This window comes from Lentzea sp. (assembly GCF_035525475.1).
Lineage (GTDB): Bacteria > Actinomycetota > Actinomycetes > Mycobacteriales > Pseudonocardiaceae > Lentzea.
Genome location: NZ_DATLEC010000009.1, coordinates 22,839 through 45,631, shown reverse-complemented (window position 1 = coordinate 45,631; position 22,793 = coordinate 22,839). Strand labels below are relative to the sequence as shown.

The following is a 22,793-nucleotide window of genomic DNA, read 5'->3' as shown; positions in this document are numbered from 1 at the left end:
AGTTGATCTTCCCGACAACCGGTCTAGACCACTACCGTCGCGGTGGGCGCTCGACGAAAGTGGAAGGCAACCCCTGCAATGCGTTCACTCCGTTCACGCCTCGGTGCCGCCGGCCTCGCGCTGGCCGCCGCCGCGGCGACGATCACAGTCATGGCGCCTGCCGCGCAGGCCGCCTACCCCGCCGGGTTCAAGAGCGTCGGCTACATGCCGTCGTGGGCCGGCAACGTCAGTTCGATCCAGTACAGCAAGCTCACGCACATCAACTACTCCTTCGTCCTGCCGAACTCGAACGGCACGCTCCAGGGCGTTCCGGACCCCGCCAAGCTCCAGCAGCTGGTGAGCCTCGGCCACCAGAACGGCGTCAAGGTCTCGATCGCGGTCGGCGGCTGGAACGACGGCAACGACGACAACTTCGAGATCCTCGCGGCCAGCTCCAACGGCCGCACGGCGTTCGTCAACGCCATGGTCAACCTCGTCAGCCAGTACAACCTGGACGGCGTCGACATCGACTGGGAGTACCCGGACCCCGGCACGGAGGGCGACAACTACACGCTGCTCATGCGGCAGCTGGGCGACCAGCTGCACAGTCGCGGCAAGCTGCTCACGGCCGCGGTCGTGAGTGAGGGCGGTACCGCCAACGGGGTGCAGCCCGCGGTGTTCGGCATCGTCGACTGGCTGAACATCATGGCCTACGACGGTGGCAGCCCGCACGCGAACTACGACTGGTCGATCGCTTCCGTCAACTTCTGGAAGAACCGCGGTCTACCGGCGAGCAAGGCCGTCCTGGGTGTGCCGTTCTACAGCCGGCCGACCTACATCGCCTACCGCGACCTGGTCGCGCAGGACCCGGCCAACGCCAACCGCGACACCTACAACGGCAACTCCTACAACGGCATCCCCACGATCAAGCGCAAGACCTCGTGGGCGCTGGCGAACGCGGGCGGGATCATGAACTGGGAGCTGTCCCAGGACACGACCGGCAGCACCAGCCTTCTCAACGCCATCTGGGAGACCGCCAACGGCGGCACCACCCCGCCGCCCACCGGTGGCACGATCGTCGGGTTCGGCGGCAAGTGCGTCGACGTGGCGGCGGCGAGCTCCGCGAACGGCGCGGCTGTTCAGCTCTACACCTGCAACGGCACCAACGCCCAGCAGTGGTCCCGCAACGGCAGCACCGTCCGCGCCCTGGGCAAGTGCCTGGACGCGTCCGGTACGGCCAACGGCGCGGTGACCCAGCTCTGGGACTGCACCGGCGCGGGCAACCAGCAGTGGACCGCGGAGTCCAACGGCCAGCTGCGCAACGTGGCGTCAGGAAGGTGTCTCGACGCCACCGGCAACAGCTCCGCCGACGGCACCAGGCTCCAGCTCTGGGACTGCGCCGGAACCGCCAACCAGCGCTGGACGTTCGCGTAGGAACTTCAGCCCGATGACGCAGGCGATGATCCCGGTGAGGAACACGATCTTCCACGCGGAGACCGCTTCCTCGCCGGTGATCATCGCCCACGCCACCGTCAGCGCCGCGCCGATCCCGACCCACACGGCGTAAGCGGTTCCGACCGAGATCTGCCGCATGGCGAAGGAAAGCCCCACCATGCTCACCGTGGCGGCGATGACGAAGACGACGTAGGCCCCTTGGGACAACGCCGTCGCCCACACCGCCTCGAGCACGGCGCTGGCCAGCAACACACCCCAGTACATCAGCTCACCACCTTCAGGCCCGCGACGCAGCCGATCAGCACGACCAGCAGCAACGCCTTGGCCACACCCAGCTTCTCCTGACGGCGGACGACCGCCACGAGCACCGTGAGCACAGCTCCGATGCCGACCCACACCGCGTACGCCGTGCCGACCGGGATCTCCCGCATCGCCCACGCGAGGCCGACGACGCTCAACGTCATCGACACGGCGAACACCACCACCGGCCACGGCCGCCGGAACCCGTTCGACGCCGCGAGCGCCGTGGCCCACACCGCCTCCAGCACCCCGGACGCCACCAGCACCACCCAGTACATTGGCACGACCGTACCGGAACAACCGGCCGGGATCATGGCTGTGGCACCGAGTCTGGAGAACCTGCTGGGTCGAATGAGTAGCTGTACTCATGACAGCGCCGGTGTGACCCAGGACTCTCGGTTCCATGACTTCCACGCCCGCGAACACCCCGACGACCGGCGCCTTCTACATGCAGGCCGTCCTGTCGTTCGGCCTGTCGCTGACCGCCGTCGGTATCGGAGTCGTGTTCCTGCCCGTTGACGGCTGGGTGCGCGCGTTCCTGGGCACCGCGATGCTCTACACCGTCACGTCGGCGTTCACGCTGGCCAAGGTGATCAGGGACCGGCAGGAGGACACCTCCATCTCGAGCCGGGTGGACAGAGCGCGGCTGGACAAGCTGCTGGCCGAGCACGACCCGTTCAAGCTCGACGCGGTCTGACAGACGGCGAAGGCCCGTTCCGCCGGGCAGCGGAACGGGCCTTCTGACAGGAACTACTTCGCCAGACCGTCCTCGACCGCCTTGATGATCGCCGGCCGCAGCTCAGCAGCGGAGATGATCGCGTCGACGGCACCGACGTCCACCGCGCGCTGCACGCTGTGCACCCGGTCGAACTCCGCGGCCATCTCGTTCAGCTTCTCCGTCCGCACCGACTGGCGCGTGGTGACCAGCTCGGCGGTCAGGGCCGCGCGCTCGGCGCCGGACGCCTCCGCCGCCGCGGACTCCAGCTTCTTCACCCGCGGGTCGTTGGCCGTGCGGCCGTCGACCTCCCTGGCGAACACCACCGCGGCGGCCGGGGCGCCGCCGATCACCGAGGCGAACGAGCCCTCGACGGCCAGGACGGTCATCGACGGGTTCAGCGCCTTCGAGAACACCACGAACGCTCCGCCGTGGTACCGCGAGATCACGGTGAACACGATGGGGCCGCGGAAGTTCACGATCGCGCGGCCGATCTCCGCGCCGTACTCCAGCTGCAGCTCGCGCATCGACTCCGGTGAGCCGTCGAAGCCCGACAGGTTCGCCAGCACCACCAGCGGGCGGTTGCCCGAGGCCGCGTTGATCGCGCGGGCCGCCTTCTTCGACGACTTCGGGAACAGCGTGCCGGCGGTGTAGGTGTCCGGGCCGTCGGTGGGCGGGAAGCCGGTGCGGGCCACGCCGCGCGACTCGATGCCCAGCAGCGTCACCGGGATGCCGCCGAGGCGCACGTCCTGGACGACCGCGGTGTCGGCGTCGGCCATGCCCGCCCAGCGCTCCAGCACCTCGTGGTCCTGGTCGGACAGGGCGCGCATCACCGTGCGGATGTCGAACGGCTTCTTGCGGTCCGGGTTCGCCTCGACCGAGAAGATCTCGCCGACCGTCGTGAACGGGCTGTCGCCGACGACGTGCGGGTAGGACGACACGTCGCGGAAGGCGGGGTCCGACGTGGGGACCCTGCGCGGTCCGGCCTCGCCGGGGGCGATGTAGCTGTGCTCGTAGTGGGCCAGCAGGACGTCGAACGCCGAGCGCAGGTCCGGGGCCCAGTACTGCGCCTGGCCGTTCGGGCCCATGACGCGGTCGTAGCCGCCGATGCCGTAGTTGTCCTCCGCCGAGACGCCGCCGGAGAAGTCCAGCGCCTGCTTGCCGGTCAGCACCATGGCCGAGTCCGGCGTCATGACCAGGATGCCCTTGGTGTGCATGAGCATCGTGGCCTCGGCGTTCCAGTACGGCTGGGCGCCGACGTTGATGCCGTTGACCACCACGTTGATCTCGCCGCCGGCCTGGGTGAACTCGACGATCCGCTTCAGGGCGGCCGCGACCCAGTCCATGTTCTCGACACCGGAGCTCATCGAGATCTTCGCGCCGGACGACAGCGAGAACCACTCCAGCGGAACGGAGAGCTCGGTCGCCAGGTCCAGGGCGTGGATCACGCGTGAACACTCGGGCTCGGCCAGCGCGCCCAGCGACTTGGTCGGGTCGCCCAGCAGCACCACGCGCTTCATGCCCTCGGGGTACGCCGGGGTCGGCGTGGTCACCACACCGACGACGATGCCCGCCCTGTTGCCGCCACGCGGGCGGTCCACCGGCACGAGCGCGCCGTCGACGAGGTCGTGCTCCACGAACGACCCGCCGTCTCCGACGAGCATGTCGACCAGCTCGTACGGGTAGATCGTGCCGCGCGACTGGGCGCGCAGGACGTTCTGGCGGTAGTCGTCGAGCGGCTGGATCGGCTCGGTCGGCGGCTGCACGAACGAGAACCGCACGCCAGAGCCCGCGTCCTGGGCGATCCGCACGCCGATGTCGGTCAGCTCGCCCGACACGGGGTCCTTGCGGCGCGCCAGGAACAGCACCTCTTCGAGGTCCAGGCCCGTGGTCGTGGGCAGCACGCGCTGGCCGATCGCGTCCAGGTCCTTCGAGGACAGGTCCGTGGGCGGCCATGCGTAGAGCACGACGCGGTTGGTGGCGAGCCTGGTGCGGCCACCGGACTGCGCACGGGCCCGGCGGATGCCGTCCAGGCAGGTGGCGAGGACGTCCTCGGCCGCGGGCAGCGCCACGATCCGGCCCTCGTCGTCGCGCAACGGGGTCAGGTCGCGGACCTGGCCCAGCGCCACCAGCCGCTCGTCGGACTTGTTCGACTTCGCCACCGCGCGGAACAGGTACACGTCCTCGTCCACCGAGGACAGACGCGTGAGGTCGAACTCGCGCAGGCGTTCCAGCTGCATGCGTTCGGCGATGCGCGGGTGGAGCCCGCGCACCAGCCTCTCCTCGGCGAACCCGTTGGACGACGGGCGGAACGTGAAGTGGTGGTGCATCGACTCGCCGCGACGGCCCGCCACCGTGGTGGTGATGCGGGTGATCGTCGGCGGCAGCTGGTGCGCGGCCAGGGCGGCGCCCAGACCGGCGGCCATCTCGTCCTGGTCCGACGGTCCGTCGGACCAGTTGACGTAGAGGTCCGCGACGACCGCGTTGCCCTCGCCGTGCTTGACGACGTCACCGATGGCGTCGGACAGCCGCGGGAACTCCACCGCCGTCGACACCAGGCGGGTCCGCTCCGGCTCGTTCTCCGCGAGGAGGAACGCGCCGCTCACGCGCGGGTTCGCCAGCGCCTTCTTGGTGTAGTAGCGGCGGGCCAGCACCTCCAGCAACGGGGTGTTGTCCGCGCCGGGCTTGCCGATGCGCTGACCGAGCAGGCGCACCAGCGGCTCCGCGGACGCCACCATCGCCGCGATCCGCTCCTCGCGGTCGTGGGCCTGCGGGTTCGCGTCGAGGTGGATCAGGTGCTTGCGGACCTCGCTGTGCACGCGGGCGCGGTTGCGGCGCACCAGCGGCTGGGCGAACCACGTGAACACGACGCTACGGGCGAGGTCGGCCACCGCCGGGTAGCGGACCTGCGTCGCGGCGATGATGTGCTCCAGCACCAGGCCGACCCTGACCTGCTCGGACTCCACGGGCGGGGCCTCCTCGACCCACTGGCGCAGCAGGGTCGTCGCGACGGCCGCGTCGAACACCCCGCGGCGCAGCGCCACGAAGATGCGGAAGACGGCCTGCTCCAGCGCCGGCGTGCGGTCGAGCTCGGTGATGCCGTAGTGGCCGAACACGCTCGTCAGCCGGGCGCGGAAGCTCTCCGGCAGCGCCGCGCGGTCGGCGTCGAGCGTCTTGAGGTAGGTGTGGAAGTGCTCGCGCGGGGAGTGGATGTGGTTCTCCGGCTTGGTCTCCTCGCCGGCGGGGCGGTTGCGCGACAGGTCGCACAGGTCGGCGAAGATGCCGAGCAGCTCGGCCTCCGCGACGAGCGGCCGTTCCCTCAGGTCACGTCGCGCGCTCATGTAGTCCGCGAGCACGCGGTCGGTGTCCGCCGCGGTGGTGTCGAAGCCCAGCAGCAACGCCCGCAGGTCGTCCTGGCCGCGGGCGGCGAGCTCCTCGGGACGGACGTCCGTGCGCGGCGCGGGCAGTTCGAGCTCGACCGACGACTCGGTCTTCGCCACCTCGGCGGTGCCGTCCGCGTCCTCGACCTCCTCCAGCTTCAGCAGCGCGCCGCCGGCGGGCACCTGGGTGCCGACGACGACGTTCAGCTCCTTGAGGCGGGCGCGGAACGGCGCGCGCAGCACCGTCTCCATCTTCATCGCCTCGAGGACGAGCACGGGCGCGCCGGCCTCGACCTCGGCACCGACCTCCAGCGGGGTCGCGACGACCAGCGCGGGCATCGGCGAGCGCAGGACGCCGCCCTCGTCACGGGTGACGCGGTGGGTGACGCCGTCGACCTCGACCTGGTGGACGGGGCCGTGCGTGCCGGTGACGACGCGGAACCGCGTGCCGTTGACGGTGATCTGGCCGACGTGGTGGTCGAACCGCTCGACGTCGACGTCACCGGTCAGGACAGTGCCGGAGTCGGCGGCGGACACACCGACGCGGTACTTCGTGGCGCCGGTGCGCGCCACCTGGACCACGTACGGCTGGCCGCGCAGCACGAACTCCAGCTTGCTCGCGCCCTCGTGGTTCATGCGGGGCTGACCGCCACGAGCGGACGCGAGCAGCTGCGTGAGGTTGATCTGCTCCTCGTCCTCGTAGACCTCGATGCCGGCCGCGGCCAGGGCGATCGCGGAGTGGCGGTGCGAGACCAGGCCACCTTCGGCGCGGACGCGGTCGATCCACGACGTGTCGGCCGAGCCGTCGATCACGGCGGGCTCGTCGAGCAGGTCGAGCACGAAGCTCTTGTTGGTCGTGCCGCCCTCGATGATGACGGTCGTCTCGGCCATGGCGCGGCGCAGCTTGCCCAGCGCCTCGTCGCGGTCGCGGCCGTACGCGATGATCTTGGCGATCATCGAGTCGAAGTCGGCGGGGATCTGCGAGCCCTCGGCCACGCCGGTGTCGACGCGGACGCCGGGACCGGCGGGCAGCTCCAGGCGGACGATCGTGCCGGGGCACGGCGCGAAGTCGCGGTCCGGGTCCTCGGCGTTCAGGCGGGCCTCGACGGCGTGGCCCTGCTCGACGGGCTTGGCGCCCTCCAGCCTGCCGCCGCCCGCGACGTGCAGCTGCGCCTTGACCAGGTCGAAGCCCGTGGTGATCTCGGTGATCGGGTGCTCGACCTGCAGGCGGGTGTTGACCTCGAGGAACGCGAAGAGCTTCTCACCGGGGTGGTAGAGGAACTCGACGGTGCACGCGCCGCGGTAGCCCACCGCGTTCGCGAGGCGCTCCGCCGACGTCTTGAGCTCGTCGACCTGGTGCTGCTCCAGCACGCAGGAGGCCGACTCCTCGATGATCTTCTGGTTGCGCCGCTGCACCGAGCAGTCGCGGACGCCGAGCGCCCACGCCGTGCCCTGGCCGTCGGCGATGACCTGCACCTCGACGTGCCGGGCGCCGGTGACGAGGCGCTCCAGGAACATCACGCCGGAGCCGAACGCACGTTCGGCCTCCATGCTGGTGCGGTCGAAGTTCTCCCGCATCTCCCCGGGAGAGGTGATCTTGCGGATGCCGCGGCCGCCACCACCGGCGGTGGCCTTGAGCATCAACGGGTAGGTGACCTCCTCGGCCACCTTCAGGGCGTGCTCGAGGTTCTCGACGGCACCGCGCGACCACGGCGCGACCGGAACCCCGACCTCCTCGGCGATCAGCTTCGAGCCGATCTTGTCACCGAGCTTGCGCATGGCCTCGGCGGACGGGCCGACGAACGTGACGCCGACCTTCTCGCACAGCTCGGCGAACTCGGGGATCTCGGCGACGAAGCCCCAGCCGACCCACGCGGCGTCGGCCTTCGTCTCGACGAGGGCGGTCTCCAGCACCTCCAGGTTGAGGTACGGACGATCGGCCGCCAAGCCGAGGTTGTAGGCGAGGTCGGCTTCCCTGACGAAGGGCGCCGACTTGTCGACATCGGTGTACAGGGCGACGGTCTCGATCCGTTCCCCTGACTCGGCGGCGAGCTCACGGACGGCGTGGATCAGCCGCATAGCGGCTTCCCCGCGGTTGACGATCGCTACACGACTGAACAACGACTTGGCTCCTCGCGGACATTACGACCTCAGCGGCAGTCGCCGCCCAATCGATGTACACACTCTCGTCTACTACCCGGTAACAAAACCGCTAGAGCGGAGCGAGTTGAGCAGCGTGCTTTGTATGAAACCAACAAGGCACCAGGTCCTCGGTTCAGCTTCACTTGAGCCCGTGGCCCAACTCACCCGGCGAGAGGCCCCTGTCCGCTTCACAAGGGAGGCGGGGATCAGTCCTGGGGGATCCGGATCACATCCCCGGGACGGATCACGTTCGGGTCCGTGATGACGTGCGGGTTCGCCCTGACCAGTCGCGTGTAGAGGTTGCCCGCGCCGTAGAACTGGGTGGCGATCCCCCACAACGTCTCACCCGGCTTGACCACGTACTCCAGGAACACCCGGTAGCCCGGCACGATCCGCGGCCCGTAGACGACGGGCACGATGACCTTGTCCAGTTCAGCGCCGTCCTTCGGCGAGGACCAGAACACCTCGACGAAGAGCCGGTCGAGCGCGAACGACGCCCCGGACAGGTCGACGTCCACCTGGAACTGCCCGTGGCCTCCCCCACCGTCACCGGCCGTGAACCCGCCCATGACCTCGTCGTGGCCCTCGTGGACGCGGTAGCCGAACCGCGCCTCGAACGCCCCGCCCGCGGTGCCGGCGATCTGGAGGTGGCTTCCGACCAGGCCGAGAGGTCTCGGCTGTTGTACGTCGATGGACATGTGGCTCCCCTTCCCTCGCCTGCCAGGTCGCAAGGGGGAGGAAGAACGTTGCCGGGGTTCACCCCGGTGGAGCAACGAGGAGTCACATCGCCCGGGCGACCCTCGCGCCCACGGCCGAGGACGAAGGTGCCCCGTTAGTTCATTCCGGACGTGGCCGGGTAGCCACGACGCATGCGACCAGTTCAGAAAGCTGCCATGGTGGCCGGTGCGGCGTTCCTGCTCGTCGGCGTGCTCGGGTTCATCCCCGGCATCACCACGCACTACGACGAGCTGACCTTCGCCGGCCATTCCGGAGCACTGCTCCTCGGCCTCTTCTCCGTGTCGGTGCTGCACAACCTCGTGCACCTGCTGTTCGGTGTCGCGGGCCTGCTCGCTGCCAGGACGACGCAGTTCGCCCGTGCGTTCCTCGTCGTCGGCGGTGGCATCTACGTGTTCCTGTGGGTGTACGGCTCGGCGATCGGCGAGCACTCCGACGCGAACTTCCTGCCGGTCAACACCGCCGACAACTGGCTGCACCTGGGCCTGGGCGCCGTGATGATCCTGCTGGGCATCGCCACCACGGCGGTCGAACGGTCGCGCAGTAACTCGCCGGTCAATTGAGCATGGCGATCGAGATGGTCAGCGCTCCGGCGAAGCTCACCCACGCGAGGTAGGGCACCAGCAGCGCCGAGGCGGCCTTGCCGCGCCACGAGAACACCACGATCAGCGCGACGATCGACAGCCACAGCAGCACGATCTCGGCGAACGCGAACCCGAACCAGCCGAGACCGAAGAACAACGGCGTCCACAGCGCGTTGAGCACCAGCTGAACGCCGAACAACGTCAGCTCGCCGCGCGTCGCGCCGTTTCGCCAGGCCAGCCAGCCCGACAGCGCGATGAGTCCGTAGAGAACCGTCCACACAGGACCGAACAGCCAGGCCGGCGGCGCCCACGACGGGCGCCGCAGAGCCAGGTACTCATCGCCCGCCGACACCGAGAACAGCGACCCCACCACTGCTGTCACGACGACCGCCGCGACGAACACGAGCAGGATCCGCACGGGGTGGTGGCGCTGGGGCAACCTCGTCGTCATGAAGAACTCCCGACCGGCAGAGCACGGATGATGGCGAGCACCGTCGAACGGCGGGGCGCCGCCCGTTCGGCGTCGTCGAGCAGCGACAGCTCATCGGCGAGCCGGTCGGCGAGGCCCATGCCCGGAAGTCTAGATTCGACTCAAAATCGTTTCAACAGCGTCCTTGAGCGTGTCGACCGCCGACACGCCGGGCGGTAGCGGGACGTCCGACCAGCCCGAGCCCGCGACCAGCACCGGAACGTCGCACAGGTCCGCCAGGGGCACCTGGTCCGCGTACACCTGGTCGTGGGCCCACACCACCACGACCCGGGGCCGGAGCTGCCGCACGGCGCTCACCAGCGCGGCGGCGGGCACGCGGGCGCCGAGGTTGCGGGCGACGCAGTCCTGCTCGGCCAGGGCGGCCGCGAGCACGTCCAACGGCAGGCTGTGCTGCTCGTCCGGCGCGCACGCCAGCAGCACCGAGGGGGTCCCGACGGTCACGCCGGACGTCCGCATCGCGTCGGTGATGCTGCCGCTCGCGACGTGCTCGATCTCGACGCCGACCGCGGTCGACGCCACCCGTTCACCGATCTCGACCAGGAACGGCACGAGGATCGAGTCCCAGGTGTGCACGACGCCGTGGCGGGCGATCAGGTCGGCGGCGACGCGGCGCATCCCCGCTGCGTCGAGGCGGCCGGCGGCGGCCGCGAAGTCCAGGTCTTCCGGCGCGACCAGGGTCGCGGCGGCCGACGCGGGGGCGACCCCGGAGCCGGTCAGCTCGACCATGCGCTTGAGGCGCGCCAGGTCGTCGTCGCTGTAGCGGCGGTGCTTGCCCTCCTGGCGCGTGCTGGGACCGAGCCCGTACCGGCGGTCCCACGTGCGCAGGGTCGTGGGCGCGACGCCGAGCATCCGCGCGACCGCTCCGGCACTCCACTCCACGACTCACCTCCGCTGCATCGATTTCGAATCGTAATGCGCGGACGCCGGAACAGCCCGCGACGGGCTGGTCCGGCGTTGCGGCGGGCTCTACTTCCTCTTGCCCGTGACCAGGTCCTTGAGCTGGGTGCCGCGACGGCGCAGGCCCCACTTCGTCACGCGGATCAGTGCCTCGCGGACGATGTTGCCGCTCATCTTCGACTCGCCGAACTCGCGCTCCTGGAACGTGATCGGCACCTCGCGGACGCGGAAGCCGAGCTCGATCGTGCGCCAGAGCAGGTCGATCTGGAAGCAGTAGCCCGCCGACGCGACCGACGCGAGGTTGAGCTTGCGCAGGGTGTCCGCGCGGAACGCCCGGTAGCCGCCCGTCATGTCACGGATGTTCGCGCCCAGCGCCATCCGGGAGTACAGCGAGCCGCCCAGCGACAGCAGCTTGCGCTGCGTCGGCCAGTTCACGACCTCGCCGCCGGGGACCCAGCGCGACCCGAGCACCAGGTCGGCCTTCGGCAGCGCGTCCAGCAGCCGGTGCAGCTGCTCGGGGGCGTGCGAGCCGTCGGCGTCCATCTCGCAGATGACGCCGTAGTTGCGGTCGAGCGCCCACTGGAAGCCGGCGACGTACGCGGCGCCCAGTCCGGCCTTCTCGGTGCGGTGCATCACGTGGACGCGGTCGTCGGCGGCCGCCATCTCGTCGGCGAGCTGGCCGGTGCCATCGGGGCTGCCGTCGTCGACGACCAGCACGTGCACGTCGGGCAGCGCCGTGTGCAGCCTCTTGACGATCTTTCCGATGTTGTCCCGCTCGTTGTAGGTCGGGATCACCACCAGCACCTGCCCGAGTTCCTGGTCAGGCCGCTGCGCCATTCGAGTCCTTCCGTCGTCGGGTGAAGCCCAGCACCAACGCCACAAGGCCCGCAGTGGACATCACCCACTCGGGCCAGGCTCCTAGCCAAGTCGCCAGCGTAGTCTGCGTCCGCAGCGGCAGAGTCGCCACCAGGGCGTCGGGGACGAAGAGGCCAGTCTTCCGAGTGACGGAACCGTCCGGTTGGACCATCGCGCTGACACCGGAGGTGGCGGCCACGACCACGGCCCGGCCGTGCTCGACCGCGCGCACACGTGACATGGAAAGCTGCTGGTAGGTCATCTCCGTGTACCCGAACGTGGCGTTGTTCGTCGGGATCGCGATGATCGTCGCGCCGGTCGTCACGGAGTCGCGGACCACTGAGTCGAACGCCACTTCGTAACATGTGTCAATCGCGACCTTCGCCGGACCCATGACGAAACCGTCCGGGTCGGTGCCGGGCTGGAAGACGCCCGCCCGGTCGACCTCCGAGGCGAACAGGCGGAAGAACGAGCGCATCGGCATCGTCTCGCCGAACGGCTGCAGCTTGCGCTTGGTGTAGGTGTCCGTCGGCCCCTTGCCGGGCTCCCAGAGCACCACGGTGTTGCGCGGCAGGTTGTCGCCGCGGTCGACCACCACGGCGCCCACGGCGATCGGCGCCTTGATCGCGGCGGCGGCCGCGTCGATCACCGCGGCGGCGTCGGCGTTGCGGAACGGGTCGATGTCGGAGGAGTTCTCCGGCCAGATGACGATGTCCGGTTGCTCGACCCTGCCCGCGGCGACGTCGGCGGCGAGCTCCATCGTCTTCTTGGTGTGGTTGTCGAGCACGGCCCGGCGCTGCGCGTTGAAGTCGAGCCCGGCGCGCGGCACGTTGCCCTGGATCGCCGCGACCGTGACGGTTCCCCCGGACGCGTCGACGCCCACGGGCACCACGAACCCGACCAGCAGCGGCACCACGACCAGCGGCACGCCGAGCTTCCAGTTCTCCACCAGCCAGAACAGCCCGAACCCGGTCAGCACCACCGCGAACGACACCAGCGGCGCTCCCCCGAGCGACGCGAGCGGCAGGTACCAGCCCTCCGGCTGCCCGAACGCGATCTTGCCCCAGGTGAAGCCGCCGAACGGGAACACCCCGCGCAGCCCCTCGTCCGCGACCCACAGCAGCGCCGCCCACAGCGGCCACCCCGGCACGCGGGAGACGAACGCCATCGCGGTCGTGCCGACGGCGATCATGACCGCGCAGGCCAGCGCCAGCGGCAGCCAGGCGATCAGCCCGACGAACTCCCCCGTCCACCGCAGCAGCGCCACCATGAACCCAAGCCCGAACAGCAGCCCGTACCCGAACCCCGCCCGCGCCCGGCGCCGGTGGATCGTCCACGCCAGCAGCGCGAACCCGACCGGCGCCAGGAACCACAGCGGGCGCGGAGGGAACGACAGGTAGACGAGCACGCCGCCGGCCACGGCGAGCGCCACGCGCAGCAGCACCGGAGGACTCAACTTTCGCCCACGGGCGGGCAATTCCGGCGATTCCGGCGCGATGGGGGGTGCGACCACCCGATCAGCCTACGAGGCCAGGAGTACACAGGACGTCATGACATACGTGGATCTTGTGTTGCAGAAGCTCTCGACCGACGGCGAACGCGAGGCGTTGATCGGCGGCGACACCAGACTCACCCGGTCCCAGGCCCGTGACCTGCTGTTCCGCCTGGCCGACGGCCTCACGCAGCGTGGCGTGCGCCCCGGTGACGGCGTGGCGGCGTTCGTCGGCAACACGCCGGAGGCCGTCCTGCTCACCGTCGCCGTCCACCTGCTCGGCTGCCGTCTGGTCTACGTCCCGCCGGAGCCCGGTCCGAGCGAGCTCGCGGCGTTGGTCAAGAGGGCGGAGGTGGCCGCGGTCGTCGTCGACCCCGCCTTCAGCGACCGGCTCGACGGCTGGCACCTCCAGGACCTGCCGGGTGACCCGGTCGAACGCACCCCCGCCCCCGGCCACACGACCGTCAGCTACACCGGTGGCACCACGGGCCTGCCCAAGCTCGCCGTGCACCGCTCGCACTCGACCGCCCGGCTCGAGGCGCTCAGGCACATGCCTCCGACGAACATGCTCTGCAACACCCTCATCACCCACGGCAGCGGCGCGGGCGTCTCGATGGCGGCGCTGGTCGTCGGCTCGAAGCTGGTGCTCGGCCCGTCGACCTTCGACGCGGACACGTTCGTGCGCCTCGCCCGTGACGAGCAGATCACCACGACGATGTTCGTCCCGCCGATGATGTACGAGGTCCTCGACCACCCGGACTGCCCCGGCCCGCAGTTCCTCGGCATCGGTGTCGGAGGTTCCCCGCTGGCCCCGCGGCGGCTGCGGCAGGCCATCGAGAAGTGGGGCCCGGTGGTCTTCCAGGCCTACGGCATGACCGAGGCGCTGGGCATCGCGACGATGCCCGCCTCCGACGTCGACTTCGCGCGCCCGGAGACCCTCCGCACCGTCGGGAAGCCGAACCCCGGCATCGAGGTCGAGGCCCGCGACGGCGACGTGTGGGTGCGCGGCCCGATGGTCATGGAGGGCTATTGGGGGGAACCGCCGTTGAGCGAAACGGCGGACGGCTGGTTCAACACCGGGGACATGGGCTATTTCGATGACAACGGTTACCTTTACCTCAACGACCGGAGCAAAGACGTCATCGTCACCGGACGGACCTCGGACAACGTCTACTCGCGCCTGCTCGACGACTTTCTCGTGACGCTGCCCGGCATTCGGCAGGCAGCGGCCGTGGGCCGACCGGACGAGGCGTTGGGCGAGGTCGTGCACCTGTTCCTGGTGCCGGAGGACGGCCACGACGTCGATTTCGACAGCATTCGCGATTCGGTCGTGGGCGAACTGGGTGAGCTTTACCAGCCCAGTGGCATCACGATCGTGCCTCAACTGCCCCTGACGCAGGTCGGAAAGGTCGACAAGCGCCGGCTGCGTTCGCAGTTTCGGTAAGGTTCCCCCCAAATCAGGAGGTGACGGCGGATGCCCCGACCGAGCGTGGAAGCCGAACGCAAGGCGCAGATCCTCGCGTCCACCTGCAAGGTGATCGCGGCCGAGGGCTTCCGCCATCTGCGCGTCTCCGACGTGGCCAAGGACGCCGGCGTCTCCGGTGGGACGGTCCACTACTACTTCGAGACCAAGCGGGAGCTGACCGACGCCGCGTTCGCGCACTGCTTCGAGCAGTCGCTCATCCGCCGCCGCTGGATCCTCGAGTCCGACGAGCCCCCGCTCTCGCGCCTGCGCATGGTCGTGGAGTCCTACCTGCCCGAGGGCGCGGAGACCGTCGAGGCGTGGAAGGTCTGGGCCGAGCTGTGGGTCGAGGCGATCCGCAGCCCCGAGCTGCAGGAGCTCAACGAGCGCTTCTACGGCGAGTGGCGCCAGATCGTGGAGAGCATCTTCCGGGCCGGTCAGGCGTCGGGCGACATCCTGACGCCGGTCGACCCGGCCGAGCTGGCGAACATGATGGTCAGCATGCTCGACGGCCTGGCTCTCCAGGTGCTGGCGGGTTCCCGTGCCATGACGGTCGACGTGATGCGCACGATCTGCCTGAGGTTCGTCGACCAGCTGTCCACCACCTCGGTGGGATAGCGCCTCCGGGACAAATCAGGGTTGGTCCCGATGCAACACTTCGCCAGTTCTGGGCATCCTGGGTGTATGACCACGACAGTCGCCTTGAGCAGGCCCAGGACCAACCGGATGATCGCGGGTGTGTGCGCGGGGCTCGCCCAGCGCTGGGGCATGAAGGCGAGCACCGTGCGCCTTCTGTTCCTGTTGTCCTGCCTTCTGCCCGGACCGCAGTTCGTCGTCTACCTCGTGCTTTGGGTGATGATGCCCGACCGCGGCTACTGACAGACCGTGCGGACGCTGCCCACGTGCCCCGGCACGTGGGCAGCGGCGTTCTCACCTGTTCTCCTCGACGGGGATGGCCGCCAGCTCCTCCGTCAGGTTGGTGAACGGCTCGGGGTCCACCCGCAGCATCCCGTCGAACGGCTGCGTCATCCCCAGGCACAACACGCAGACGAACGCCAGGATGGCGGTGGTCAGGCATATCTGCAGCACGTGGCGCCTGCGCGCCGTGAACCCGATCAGCAACGGGAACACGACCATCGCCACGGCCCCGACGATCGTTCCGATCAGCATCAGGTGGCCCGTGTCGTCGAGTCCGCTCGCGGAGTCCAGCCGCTCTCGCCGCAGGTCGGTGATCTCCCGCAACCGCTCCATGGCCCTCTCCCGCGTGCTCCTCACCTCGTCCGGTGTCACGGGCAGGCTCAGGACCGCCGCGTGCAGCGAGTTCAGCGTCGCGGTGGTGCCCCCGTCCGACTCGCCGTCCGCCAGCAGCGGCCACTCCTTGTCCGCCACCAGCTTCGGGTACTCGACGAGCAGCCCGCGGATCACGTCCCGCTGCGGCTGCGGCATGACCGACGTCTGCCAGTAGACGTCGGCGACGGCGGCGGCCTCGCGTGACGCGTTGTCCCCCGCGGCGCCGTTCCCCTCCCAGACGATCACCACGTAGAACGCCAGCGCCACGATGAACAGCCCGCTGACCACCGCGCCGAGGAAGCCGCGCGAGTCCGCGTCCCTGTCGTCGGACTGCTCGTGGGCACGAGACCGTCCGAGCAGCACGCAGGCGACGGCGGTCACGACCACCGAGACGAGAACGACGACCAGCGCTGTCCACATGGCCTCCATCTCCCCACAAGAGGACGCCGTTTGACCACCAACACCACGCTTCTCGGCGGTCTCCTACGCCCAGCGGGACCAACCGGCCGGTCATCAGGTGCACAGCCGGTCCACATCGGACCCCATGCGAAAACCCGTGCACACGAACGGGAGAACGGTGGTCGCACAGTCCTCGACGGAGAGTGAGCACGCCCCGATCAACGAGCGGTGACAAGCACGACGACGCGTGTCAACCTGTGCCGATCCGACCGGAAGGCGTGGCATGCGTGTACCGATCCTCACCGCCGTCGTGCTGCTGGTCGCGCTCCTCGCGCCCGGTCCCCCGGTCGCCGCGGCCGAGGTGTGGCGCACCCAGTTCGACGAGGCGGTGTACGGGGACGTGGCGGTGGTGGGCAACTCCGTCCTGACCTGCCCGACGCCCGAGCAGGCCGGTCCGCACCCCCGGTACCCGCCGCAGTCCTGTGTGGACGCGCTGAACCGCAAGGGCCGCGGGCCGTCCGCGCAGAACAACGCCCACCGCATGTCGTGGACCGACGTCGACGGCGACGCCAGGACGTTCAACTCCTCCCGCGCCCAGCTCGCGGTCCCGCAGGGCGCGACGATCGCCTACGCCAAGCTCGGCTGGGCGGGCAACTCCTCGTGCGACGACGCGGCCGCACCGCCCGGCGGCCCGCGGGACCCGGTCACGTTCAACGGCACCACCATCAGCCCCGGCCAGTTCCGGGTCGACTCCCCCGACGAGCTCAGCGGCACCGACAACGCCTTCTACAGCGCCGAGGCCGACGTCACCCGGTACGTCACCGCCGGCACCGTGACCGTCGGCAACGTCTGGACACCCCAGGGGTTCGACTGCTTCGGCGGCTGGTCGCTCACGGTCGTGTGGAAGTTCGCGAACGCCACGCCCGCTGTCCCGGCCAAGCGCCACATCGCGGTGCACGGCGGTCACGTCCGCCTCACCACGAAGCTGCCCGTTCTACGCACGCCGATCGCGCCCATGCACCCCGCTGGCGGCACCGTGCGCCTGGGCTTCACGGCCTACGAGGGCGACTGGGCCAACGACGGGGACCAACTGCTCGTCAACGGCACTCCCGTCGGCGGCAGCAACGTGTTCGTCTCGTCCGCCCAGGGAGCCGAGCACCCCAACAACATGAGCGTCGACGCCCGCACGCTGACGCTGGCCGACGACGTGCTGAAGCCCGGCACGAAGAGCGCCGAGCTCGCGTTCCAGCGGGACGAGGACGCGTTCCTGGTGCAGAGCGTCGCCTGGTCGTTCCCCCTGCCCGAGCTCACCCTCGCCGTCACGCCGGAGGTGCCGGCGGCGCACCCGAAGGACACCGTCCAGCAGACCGCCGCGGTCACCAACACCGGTGACGCGCCCGCGGCCGACGTCACCGTGTGCGGCCAGCCGATCGGCACGCTCGCACCACGGGCCACGGCGACCAGGACGTGCTCGTCGACCGCGGCCGAGGACGACTACCCGGCCACCGTCGCCGTCAGCGGCGCCAGTCTCGCGGGCGACCTGCTCGCGGCCAGCAGGACCTCGACGGTCGACGTGCTGCACCCGGCGTTGAAGGCCACCGCGCCGGCGGATCCGATGACGGCGTTGCCCGGCCAGGCCGTCACGTTCCGCACGACGGTCACGAACACCGGCGACACACCGCTGTTCGGCCTCGTCGCCCGTGCCACCTCGGGGTGCGCGCCGATGCAGGGGCAGCTCGACCCCGGTGCGACCTCGGCCGTGGACTGCACGGCTCCCGCGGGCGAGCAGAGCGGCGCGCTGACCGCCACCGTGACCGCGTCCGACAAGCTCGGCGGCAGGGTCGAGGCGTCGGCGTCGACGCAGGTCGAGGTGATCTACCCACGTCTGACCATCACCGCGCTCTGGTCGAAGGACCACGCTGTGGACGGCGAGATCGTGACGGTGACCATCACAGTCGGGAACCCGTCCGAGTACCCGATCGAGGACGTCCGCGTCGAGGGAGAGCCCGCCGCGTGCCGCCGGACGTTCCCGGTGCTGAGGCCGCGCGAACGGATCACCTACACGTGCCAGGTCGTCGCGCCGGTGAACTCCCGGCTGACGGTGTCCGGCGCGGGCGCCGGCCAGGCGGTCAGCGAGAGCACCGTCGTGCGGATCGCGTCGGTGGCCGCTCCTCCGCCACCCCCCGTGCCGGCGCCACGGGAACCGGCACCACGGGAACCGGCGCCACGGGAACCGGCACCTCGGGAACCGGTGCCTCGGAAGCCGGTCGCGCACGTCGGGCAGGTGTCGAAACCCGTCGTCGGAGGTGTCGCGGCGATCATCAGCATGGTCGGCATGGTGGTCGTGGCGAGTGCGCTTTCCGGGCTGGGCAGGCGTTGAACCGTGTTCCCGCGGGGCCGGATGCGGTAGAAGGGGTTCATGGAGATCACCGCGCCAGGGGTGGTTGAACCGACGTGCTGCTGAAGACACTGCAGGAGTGCGCGGCGCGGGCCCAGCCGGCGGCGCTCGTCGAGGAGGCGGGCGGCTGGTGGCTTCGGCATTCCCCCGGCGACGCCTGGTGGGTGGGCTCGGTGCTGCCGCACGACCGCGAGGACCGGGTGGCGCTCGCCGAGTCGTTCTGCACCGCGCGGGGGTCGGACGTGCGGTTCCAGATCACACCGGGCGTCTGCGCGGACGATCTCGACGAACGGCTCGATGTGCGGGGTTACGAGCGGAGCCGTGACATGTCGCTTCAGATCGCGTCGACCGCCGACGTGCTGCGCCAGGCCGATGCCGACGTGGGCGAGATCAACGCCCAGCCAACGGACGGGTGGCTGGCGGCGTGGCACGCCGTGACCGGGCGCGACGTCCACGCCGAACGCGACCTGCTCAGCCGCGTGGAGCACCCGAGCGCGTACGCGTATGCCGAGGTGAACGGGCAGGTGGTGGCTGCCGGGCGCTCCGTCGACGAGCACGGGTGGGCCGGCGTCTTCGGCATGGCGACGTTGTCACACGCACGCGGGCAAGGTGCCGCACGGTCCGTACTCGCGACGTTGGCCACGTGGGCGGCGGCGCGCGAGGCGAACCACATGTACCTGCAGATGGTGAAGTCGAACTTATCGGCGTTCCGCCTCTACGAGCGGACAGGGTTCCGTGAGGTGTGCACGTACCACTATCGGATCCGTGCATAACTGATCAGGAATCAAGAAGGCACGGCCGGGACGTCCGAGTTAGGTTCTGCGCCATGACCAGCAGAGCACCGGCACCGCACGACGCGGACACCCACGACCTGATCCGCGTGCAGGGCGCACGCGTGAACAACCTGCGCGACGTCGACGTCGAGATCCCGAAGCGGCGGCTGACGGTCTTCACGGGTGTGTCGGGCTCCGGTAAGAGCTCTCTGGTGTTCGGCACCATCGCCGCGGAGTCGCAGCGGCTGATCAACGAGACCTACTCGGCGTTCGTCCAGGGCTTCATGCCGGCGCTGCCGCGCCCCGAGGTGTACCTCCTGGAGGGCATCACGACGGCGATCCTGGTCGACCAGCAGCGGATGGGCGCCGACCCGCGCTCGACCGTCGGCACCGCGACCGACGTGCACGCGATGCTGCGCATCCTGTTCAGCCGCCTCGGCACGCCGCACGTCGGCGGCCCGCAGGCGTTCTCGTTCAACGTCGCCTCGATCTCCGGCGCGGGTGCCGTGACGATCGAGAAGGGCGGCCAGAAGGTCAAGGAGCGCCGCGAGTTCGCGATCACGGGTGGCATGTGCCCGCGCTGCGAGGGACGCGGCCAGGTCTCCGACATCGACCTCACCGAGGTCTACGACTCCTCGAAGTCGATCCTCGAGGGCGCCATCAAGGTGCCCGGCTACAACGTCGACAACCAGTGGACCGTGCAGACGTTCGCGCAGTCCGGTTTCATCGACCCGGCCAAGCCGATCCGCAGGTACACCAAGAAGGAGCTGCACGACTTCCTGTACAGGGACCCGGTCAAGATCAAGGTCAACGGCATCAACCTGACCTACGAGGGCCTCATCCCGAAGCTGCAGAAGTCGATGCTGTCGAAGGACCGCGAGGCGCTGCAGCCGCACATCCGCGCGTTCGTGGACCGCGCGGCGACGTTCGGCACCTGCCCCGAGTGCGAGGGCACCCGCCTGACCGAGGCCGCGCGGTCGTCGAAGATCAACGGCGTGTCGATCGCGGACCTGTGCGACATGCAGATCACCGACCTGGCGGACTGGATCCGTGGCGTGAAGGACAAGGGCGTGGCGCCGCTGGTGGAGAAGCTCGCGCACACGCTGGACTCGTTCGTCGAGATCGGTCTCGGCTACCTGTCGCTGAACCGCCCCGCCGGCACGTTGTCCGGCGGTGAGGCGCAGCGCGTGAAGATGATCCGGCACCTCGGCTCGGCCCTGACCGACGTGACGTACGTGTTCGACGAGCCGACGATCGGCCTGCACCCGCACGACATCGAGCGCATGAACAACCTGCTGTTGCGCCTGCGGGACAAGGGGAACACCGTGCTCGTCGTCGAGCACAAGCCCGAGACGATCGCGATCGCGGACCACGTCGTCGACCTCGGCCCCGGTGCCGGGCGCAACGGCGGCACGATCTGCTTCGAGGGCACGCTGGAGGGGCTGCGGGCCAGCGACACCGTGACCGGCCGGCACCTGGACGACCGGGCGTCGCTGAAGCCCTCGGTGCGCTCGGCCTCGGGCGTGCTGGAGATCCGCGGGGCGTCGGCCAACAACCTGCGCGACGTGGACGTCGACATCCCGCTCGGCGTGCTGACCGTGGTCACGGGCGTGGCGGGCTCGGGCAAGTCGTCGCTGATCCACCAGTCGATGCCCCGCGACGCCGGTGCGATCATCGTCGACCAGACGCCGATCAAGGGCTCCCGGCGGTCGAACCCGGCGACCTACACCGGTCTGCTGGAGCCGATCCGCAAGGCGTTCGCCAAGGCCAACGGCGTGAAGCCCGCCCTGTTCAGCGCGAACTCCGAGGGCGCGTGCCCGAACTGCAACGGCGCGGGCGTGGTGTTCACCGACCTCGGCATCATGGCGACGATCGAGACGCCGTGCGACGTCTGCGAGGGCAAGCGGTTCGACCAGGCGGTGCTGGAGTTCAAGTTCGGCGGCCGCGACATCTCCGAGGTGCTCGCGATGCCGGTCTCCGAGGCGGTGGAGTTCTTCGGCGCGGGTGAGGCCCGCACGCCCGGCGCGCACGCCATCCTGGAGCGGTTGGCCGACGTCGGCCTCGGCTACCTGTCGCTGGGCCAGCCGCTGACGACCCTGTCGGGCGGCGAGCGCCAGCGCCTGAAGCTGGCCACGCACATGGGCGACAAGGGCGGCATCTACGTCCTCGACGAGCCGACGACCGGCCTGCACCTGGCCGACGTCGCACAGCTGCTCGGCCTGCTGGACCGCCTGGTCGAGTCGGGCAAGTCGGTGATCGTGATCGAGCACCACCAGGCCGTGATGGCGCACGCCGACTGGATCATCGACCTGGGCCCCGGCGCGGGTCACGACGGCGGCAAGGTGGTCTTCGAGGGCACGCCCGCCGACCTGGTGGCCGGCCGCGCGACGGTGACCGGCGAGCACCTGGCCGACTACGTGAAGGCCCCGGTTCGACTGAGGAAGCGCTGAACGGGTACCAAAGGGACATGAAGATCACGCCGTTCCTGGACCGCAGGCTCAGCCGCAGGTTCGCCACCTACGACAGCGACCAGGACGGCTACGTCGAACGCGCGGACTTCGACCTGGCGAGCCATCGCCTGACGTCGGCGTTCGGTCTGCGCGACGACGACCTGCAGGCGAAGCGGTTCCACGAGCAGTTGCTGAGCGTGTGGGACCACCTCGCCGCCATGACGGACGTGAACGACGACGGCAGGATCAGCCTGTCCGAGTACAAGACGGCGTTCGCGAACGGCGTGCTGGGCCGCCCGGAGGCGTTCGACGACATCTACGTGCCCTACCTCGACGCGCTGATGGCCGTCGCCGATCACGACGGCGACGGCCAGATCGGCGTCGAGGAGCACGTGCGGTGGTCGCAGGCGCTGATGAACGTCTCACCGTCCGACGCGCGCGCCGCCCATGCACGGCTCGACCACGACGGTGACGGGTTGATCGGCATCGAGGACCTGCTGGCCGCTCTCCGGGCCTACTACTTCTCGGAGGACCCGGAAGGGCCGGGCGCCTGGCTGCTCGGCCCGGTGGGGTAGGCCTCCACGGCCTTCTTGATCGAGGCACCTTCGGTCTCGACGTACCGCCTGGTCAGCGACCTCGTCATCAGCCAGCCGAGGCCGGCCAGCGGCCCGGAGATGGTCAGGGTGAGGGTCAGCCGGCTGCCGTCGGCGTGCGGCTCGACGACGTGCCCGCCCGTGATCGTGACGCCGGGTGACTTCGACACCCAGGTGAACGACGTGCCGTCGGTCAGCTCGGTGACCGTCCAGACCGCTTCGGACAGCCTGGGTTGCTTCAGGCGGGTGCGTGAGCCGACGACGAGCGGCCCTTGGTCCAGGCGTTCCGCCTCGTCGACCGTCGGGATGCGCTCGGGCCAGCGTTCGACGTCGGCCACCACTGCCCAGACGCGCTCGGGCGGGGCCGCGATGGTGACTGAGTGCTGCAAGCCGGGCATGGCCCC

Annotated in this window: 21 protein-coding genes; 10 read left to right on the top strand and 11 right to left on the bottom strand. The window is 69.9% G+C overall.

Annotated elements, in window-relative coordinates:
• Positions 1-78: 78 nt before the first annotated feature.
• Positions 79-1,413, top strand: a complete 1,335-nt coding sequence (locus VM306_RS01365; RefSeq protein ID WP_325510341.1) for a glycosyl hydrolase family 18 protein — start codon at positions 79-81, stop codon at positions 1,411-1,413.
• Here the strand turns inward: VM306_RS01365 and VM306_RS01360 are convergent.
• Positions 1,309-1,698 (bottom strand): DMT family transporter, encoded by a 390-nt coding sequence (locus VM306_RS01360; RefSeq protein ID WP_325510340.1) that lies wholly within the window; start codon positions 1,696-1,698, stop codon positions 1,309-1,311. The genes VM306_RS01365 and VM306_RS01360 overlap by 105 nt on opposite strands.
• Entirely contained in the window at positions 1,698-2,012 is a 315-nt protein-coding gene (locus tag VM306_RS01355) for a multidrug efflux SMR transporter (RefSeq protein ID WP_325510339.1), read from the bottom strand. Before VM306_RS01355 ends, VM306_RS01360 begins: the two co-directional genes overlap by 1 nt.
• A 125-nt stretch (positions 2,013-2,137) precedes the next feature.
• Here VM306_RS01355 and VM306_RS01350 point away from each other — a divergent pair, with 125 nt between their 5' ends.
• On the top strand, positions 2,138-2,431 hold the full coding sequence (locus VM306_RS01350) for a YiaA/YiaB family inner membrane protein (RefSeq protein ID WP_325510338.1): 294 nt from the start codon (positions 2,138-2,140) through the stop codon (positions 2,429-2,431).
• 53 nt (positions 2,432-2,484) lie between these two features.
• Here the strand turns inward: VM306_RS01350 and VM306_RS01345 are convergent, their stop codons facing one another.
• Positions 2,485-7,950 (bottom strand): carboxyl transferase domain-containing protein, encoded by a 5,466-nt coding sequence (locus VM306_RS01345; RefSeq protein WP_325510337.1) that lies wholly within the window; start codon positions 7,948-7,950, stop codon positions 2,485-2,487.
• A 227-nt stretch (positions 7,951-8,177) separates the two neighbouring features.
• Complete coding sequence (locus VM306_RS01340; RefSeq protein ID WP_325510336.1) at positions 8,178-8,669, bottom strand: LysM peptidoglycan-binding domain-containing protein; 492 nt, start codon at positions 8,667-8,669, stop codon at positions 8,178-8,180.
• Positions 8,670-8,840: 171 nt separating this feature from the next.
• Here VM306_RS01340 and VM306_RS01335 point away from each other — a divergent pair, with 171 nt between their 5' ends.
• On the top strand, positions 8,841-9,269 hold the full coding sequence (locus VM306_RS01335) for a DUF4383 domain-containing protein (protein ID WP_325510335.1): 429 nt from the start codon (positions 8,841-8,843) through the stop codon (positions 9,267-9,269).
• Here the strand turns inward: VM306_RS01335 and VM306_RS01330 are convergent.
• The 5 genes from VM306_RS01330 to lnt all read right to left on the bottom strand — a co-directional run bounded on the left by VM306_RS01330 (position 9,262) and on the right by lnt (position 12,976).
• On the bottom strand, positions 9,262-9,741 hold the full coding sequence (locus tag VM306_RS01330) for a TspO/MBR family protein (protein WP_325510334.1): 480 nt from the start codon (positions 9,739-9,741) through the stop codon (positions 9,262-9,264). The two genes, VM306_RS01335 and VM306_RS01330, sit on opposite strands and share 8 nt — an antisense overlap.
• A complete protein-coding gene (locus tag VM306_RS01325; RefSeq protein WP_325510333.1) occupies positions 9,738-9,860 on the bottom strand; it encodes a hypothetical protein in 123 nt (40 codons plus the stop codon). Before VM306_RS01325 ends, VM306_RS01330 begins: the two co-directional genes overlap by 4 nt.
• A gap of 10 nt (positions 9,861-9,870) precedes the next feature.
• Positions 9,871-10,659 carry a MerR family transcriptional regulator gene (locus VM306_RS01320; protein ID WP_325510332.1) on the bottom strand — a complete coding sequence of 263 codons (789 nt, stop codon included), beginning with the start codon at positions 10,657-10,659 and terminating at the stop codon, positions 9,871-9,873.
• 87 nt (positions 10,660-10,746) lie between these two features.
• Positions 10,747-11,514 (bottom strand): polyprenol monophosphomannose synthase, encoded by a 768-nt coding sequence (locus tag VM306_RS01315; RefSeq protein ID WP_325510331.1) that lies wholly within the window; start codon positions 11,512-11,514, stop codon positions 10,747-10,749.
• The gene (gene lnt / locus VM306_RS01310; protein WP_325510330.1) at positions 11,498-12,976 is read right to left on the bottom strand and encodes an apolipoprotein N-acyltransferase; all 1,479 of its coding nucleotides are present in this window, start codon (positions 12,974-12,976) and stop codon (positions 11,498-11,500) included. The genes VM306_RS01315 and lnt overlap by 17 nt, the downstream gene beginning before the upstream one ends.
• 106 nt (positions 12,977-13,082) lie before the next feature.
• On the opposite strand from lnt, the gene VM306_RS01305 reads away from it, so the two are divergent.
• From VM306_RS01305 to VM306_RS01295, 3 genes are all read left to right on the top strand, one after another.
• Entirely contained in the window at positions 13,083-14,468 is a 1,386-nt protein-coding gene (locus VM306_RS01305) for a class I adenylate-forming enzyme family protein (protein ID WP_325510329.1), read from the top strand.
• 30 nt (positions 14,469-14,498) lie between these two features.
• Positions 14,499-15,104, top strand: a complete 606-nt coding sequence (locus tag VM306_RS01300) for a TetR/AcrR family transcriptional regulator (RefSeq protein ID WP_325510328.1) — start codon at positions 14,499-14,501, stop codon at positions 15,102-15,104.
• 66 nt (positions 15,105-15,170) lie between these two features.
• Positions 15,171-15,365 carry a PspC domain-containing protein gene (locus VM306_RS01295; RefSeq protein ID WP_325510327.1) on the top strand — a complete coding sequence of 65 codons (195 nt, stop codon included), beginning with the start codon at positions 15,171-15,173 and terminating at the stop codon, positions 15,363-15,365.
• Between the two features lie 51 nt (positions 15,366-15,416).
• On the opposite strand, the gene VM306_RS01290 is transcribed toward VM306_RS01295, so the two are convergent.
• Positions 15,417-16,196 (bottom strand): hypothetical protein, encoded by a 780-nt coding sequence (locus VM306_RS01290; protein WP_325510326.1) that lies wholly within the window; start codon positions 16,194-16,196, stop codon positions 15,417-15,419.
• Between the two features lie 262 nt (positions 16,197-16,458).
• On the opposite strand from VM306_RS01290, the gene VM306_RS01285 reads away from it, so the two are divergent.
• From VM306_RS01285 to VM306_RS01270, 4 genes are all read left to right on the top strand, one after another.
• Positions 16,459-18,555, top strand: coding sequence for a hypothetical protein (locus VM306_RS01285; RefSeq protein ID WP_325510325.1), 2,097 nt, complete (start codon positions 16,459-16,461; stop codon positions 18,553-18,555).
• Between the two features lie 74 nt (positions 18,556-18,629).
• The gene (locus VM306_RS01280; protein WP_325510324.1) at positions 18,630-19,346 is read left to right on the top strand and encodes a GNAT family N-acetyltransferase; all 717 of its coding nucleotides are present in this window, start codon (positions 18,630-18,632) and stop codon (positions 19,344-19,346) included.
• A 53-nt stretch (positions 19,347-19,399) separates the two neighbouring features.
• On the top strand, positions 19,400-21,796 hold the full coding sequence (locus VM306_RS01275; RefSeq protein ID WP_325510323.1) for an excinuclease ABC subunit UvrA: 2,397 nt from the start codon (positions 19,400-19,402) through the stop codon (positions 21,794-21,796).
• A gap of 17 nt (positions 21,797-21,813) precedes the next feature.
• The gene (locus VM306_RS01270; protein WP_325510322.1) at positions 21,814-22,371 is read left to right on the top strand and encodes an EF-hand domain-containing protein; all 558 of its coding nucleotides are present in this window, start codon (positions 21,814-21,816) and stop codon (positions 22,369-22,371) included.
• On the opposite strand, the gene VM306_RS01265 is transcribed toward VM306_RS01270, so the two are convergent.
• Complete coding sequence (locus tag VM306_RS01265; protein WP_325510321.1) at positions 22,314-22,787, bottom strand: SRPBCC family protein; 474 nt, start codon at positions 22,785-22,787, stop codon at positions 22,314-22,316. The two genes, VM306_RS01270 and VM306_RS01265, sit on opposite strands and share 58 nt — an antisense overlap.
• Between the last annotated feature and the right edge of the window lie 6 nt (positions 22,788-22,793).

Bases quoted from the DNA above. Each gene is read 5' to 3' on its own strand.
- VM306_RS01365 (WP_325510341.1), top strand. From the start codon at position 79: ATGCGTTCACTCCGTTCACGCCTCGGTGCCGCCGGCCTCGCGCTGGCC.
- VM306_RS01360 (WP_325510340.1), bottom strand. From the start codon at position 1,698: ATGTACTGGGGTGTGTTGCTGGCCAGCGCCGTGCTCGAGGCGGTGTGG.
- VM306_RS01355 (WP_325510339.1), bottom strand. From the start codon at position 2,012: ATGTACTGGGTGGTGCTGGTGGCGTCCGGGGTGCTGGAGGCGGTGTGG.
- VM306_RS01350 (WP_325510338.1), top strand. From the start codon at position 2,138: ATGACTTCCACGCCCGCGAACACCCCGACGACCGGCGCCTTCTACATG.
- VM306_RS01340 (WP_325510336.1), bottom strand. From the start codon at position 8,669: ATGTCCATCGACGTACAACAGCCGAGACCTCTCGGCCTGGTCGGAAGC.
- VM306_RS01335 (WP_325510335.1), top strand. From the start codon at position 8,841: ATGCGACCAGTTCAGAAAGCTGCCATGGTGGCCGGTGCGGCGTTCCTG.
- VM306_RS01330 (WP_325510334.1), bottom strand. From the start codon at position 9,741: ATGACGACGAGGTTGCCCCAGCGCCACCACCCCGTGCGGATCCTGCTC.
- VM306_RS01325 (WP_325510333.1), bottom strand. From the start codon at position 9,860: ATGGGCCTCGCCGACCGGCTCGCCGATGAGCTGTCGCTGCTCGACGAC.
- VM306_RS01315 (WP_325510331.1), bottom strand. From the start codon at position 11,514: ATGGCGCAGCGGCCTGACCAGGAACTCGGGCAGGTGCTGGTGGTGATC.
- VM306_RS01305 (WP_325510329.1), top strand. From the start codon at position 13,083: ATGACATACGTGGATCTTGTGTTGCAGAAGCTCTCGACCGACGGCGAA.
- VM306_RS01300 (WP_325510328.1), top strand. From the start codon at position 14,499: ATGCCCCGACCGAGCGTGGAAGCCGAACGCAAGGCGCAGATCCTCGCG.
- VM306_RS01295 (WP_325510327.1), top strand. From the start codon at position 15,171: ATGACCACGACAGTCGCCTTGAGCAGGCCCAGGACCAACCGGATGATC.
- VM306_RS01290 (WP_325510326.1), bottom strand. From the start codon at position 16,196: ATGTGGACAGCGCTGGTCGTCGTTCTCGTCTCGGTGGTCGTGACCGCC.
- VM306_RS01285 (WP_325510325.1), top strand. From the start codon at position 16,459: ATGCGTGTACCGATCCTCACCGCCGTCGTGCTGCTGGTCGCGCTCCTC.
- VM306_RS01275 (WP_325510323.1), top strand. From the start codon at position 19,400: ATGACCAGCAGAGCACCGGCACCGCACGACGCGGACACCCACGACCTG.
- VM306_RS01270 (WP_325510322.1), top strand. From the start codon at position 21,814: ATGAAGATCACGCCGTTCCTGGACCGCAGGCTCAGCCGCAGGTTCGCC.
- VM306_RS01265 (WP_325510321.1), bottom strand. From the start codon at position 22,787: ATGCCCGGCTTGCAGCACTCAGTCACCATCGCGGCCCCGCCCGAGCGC.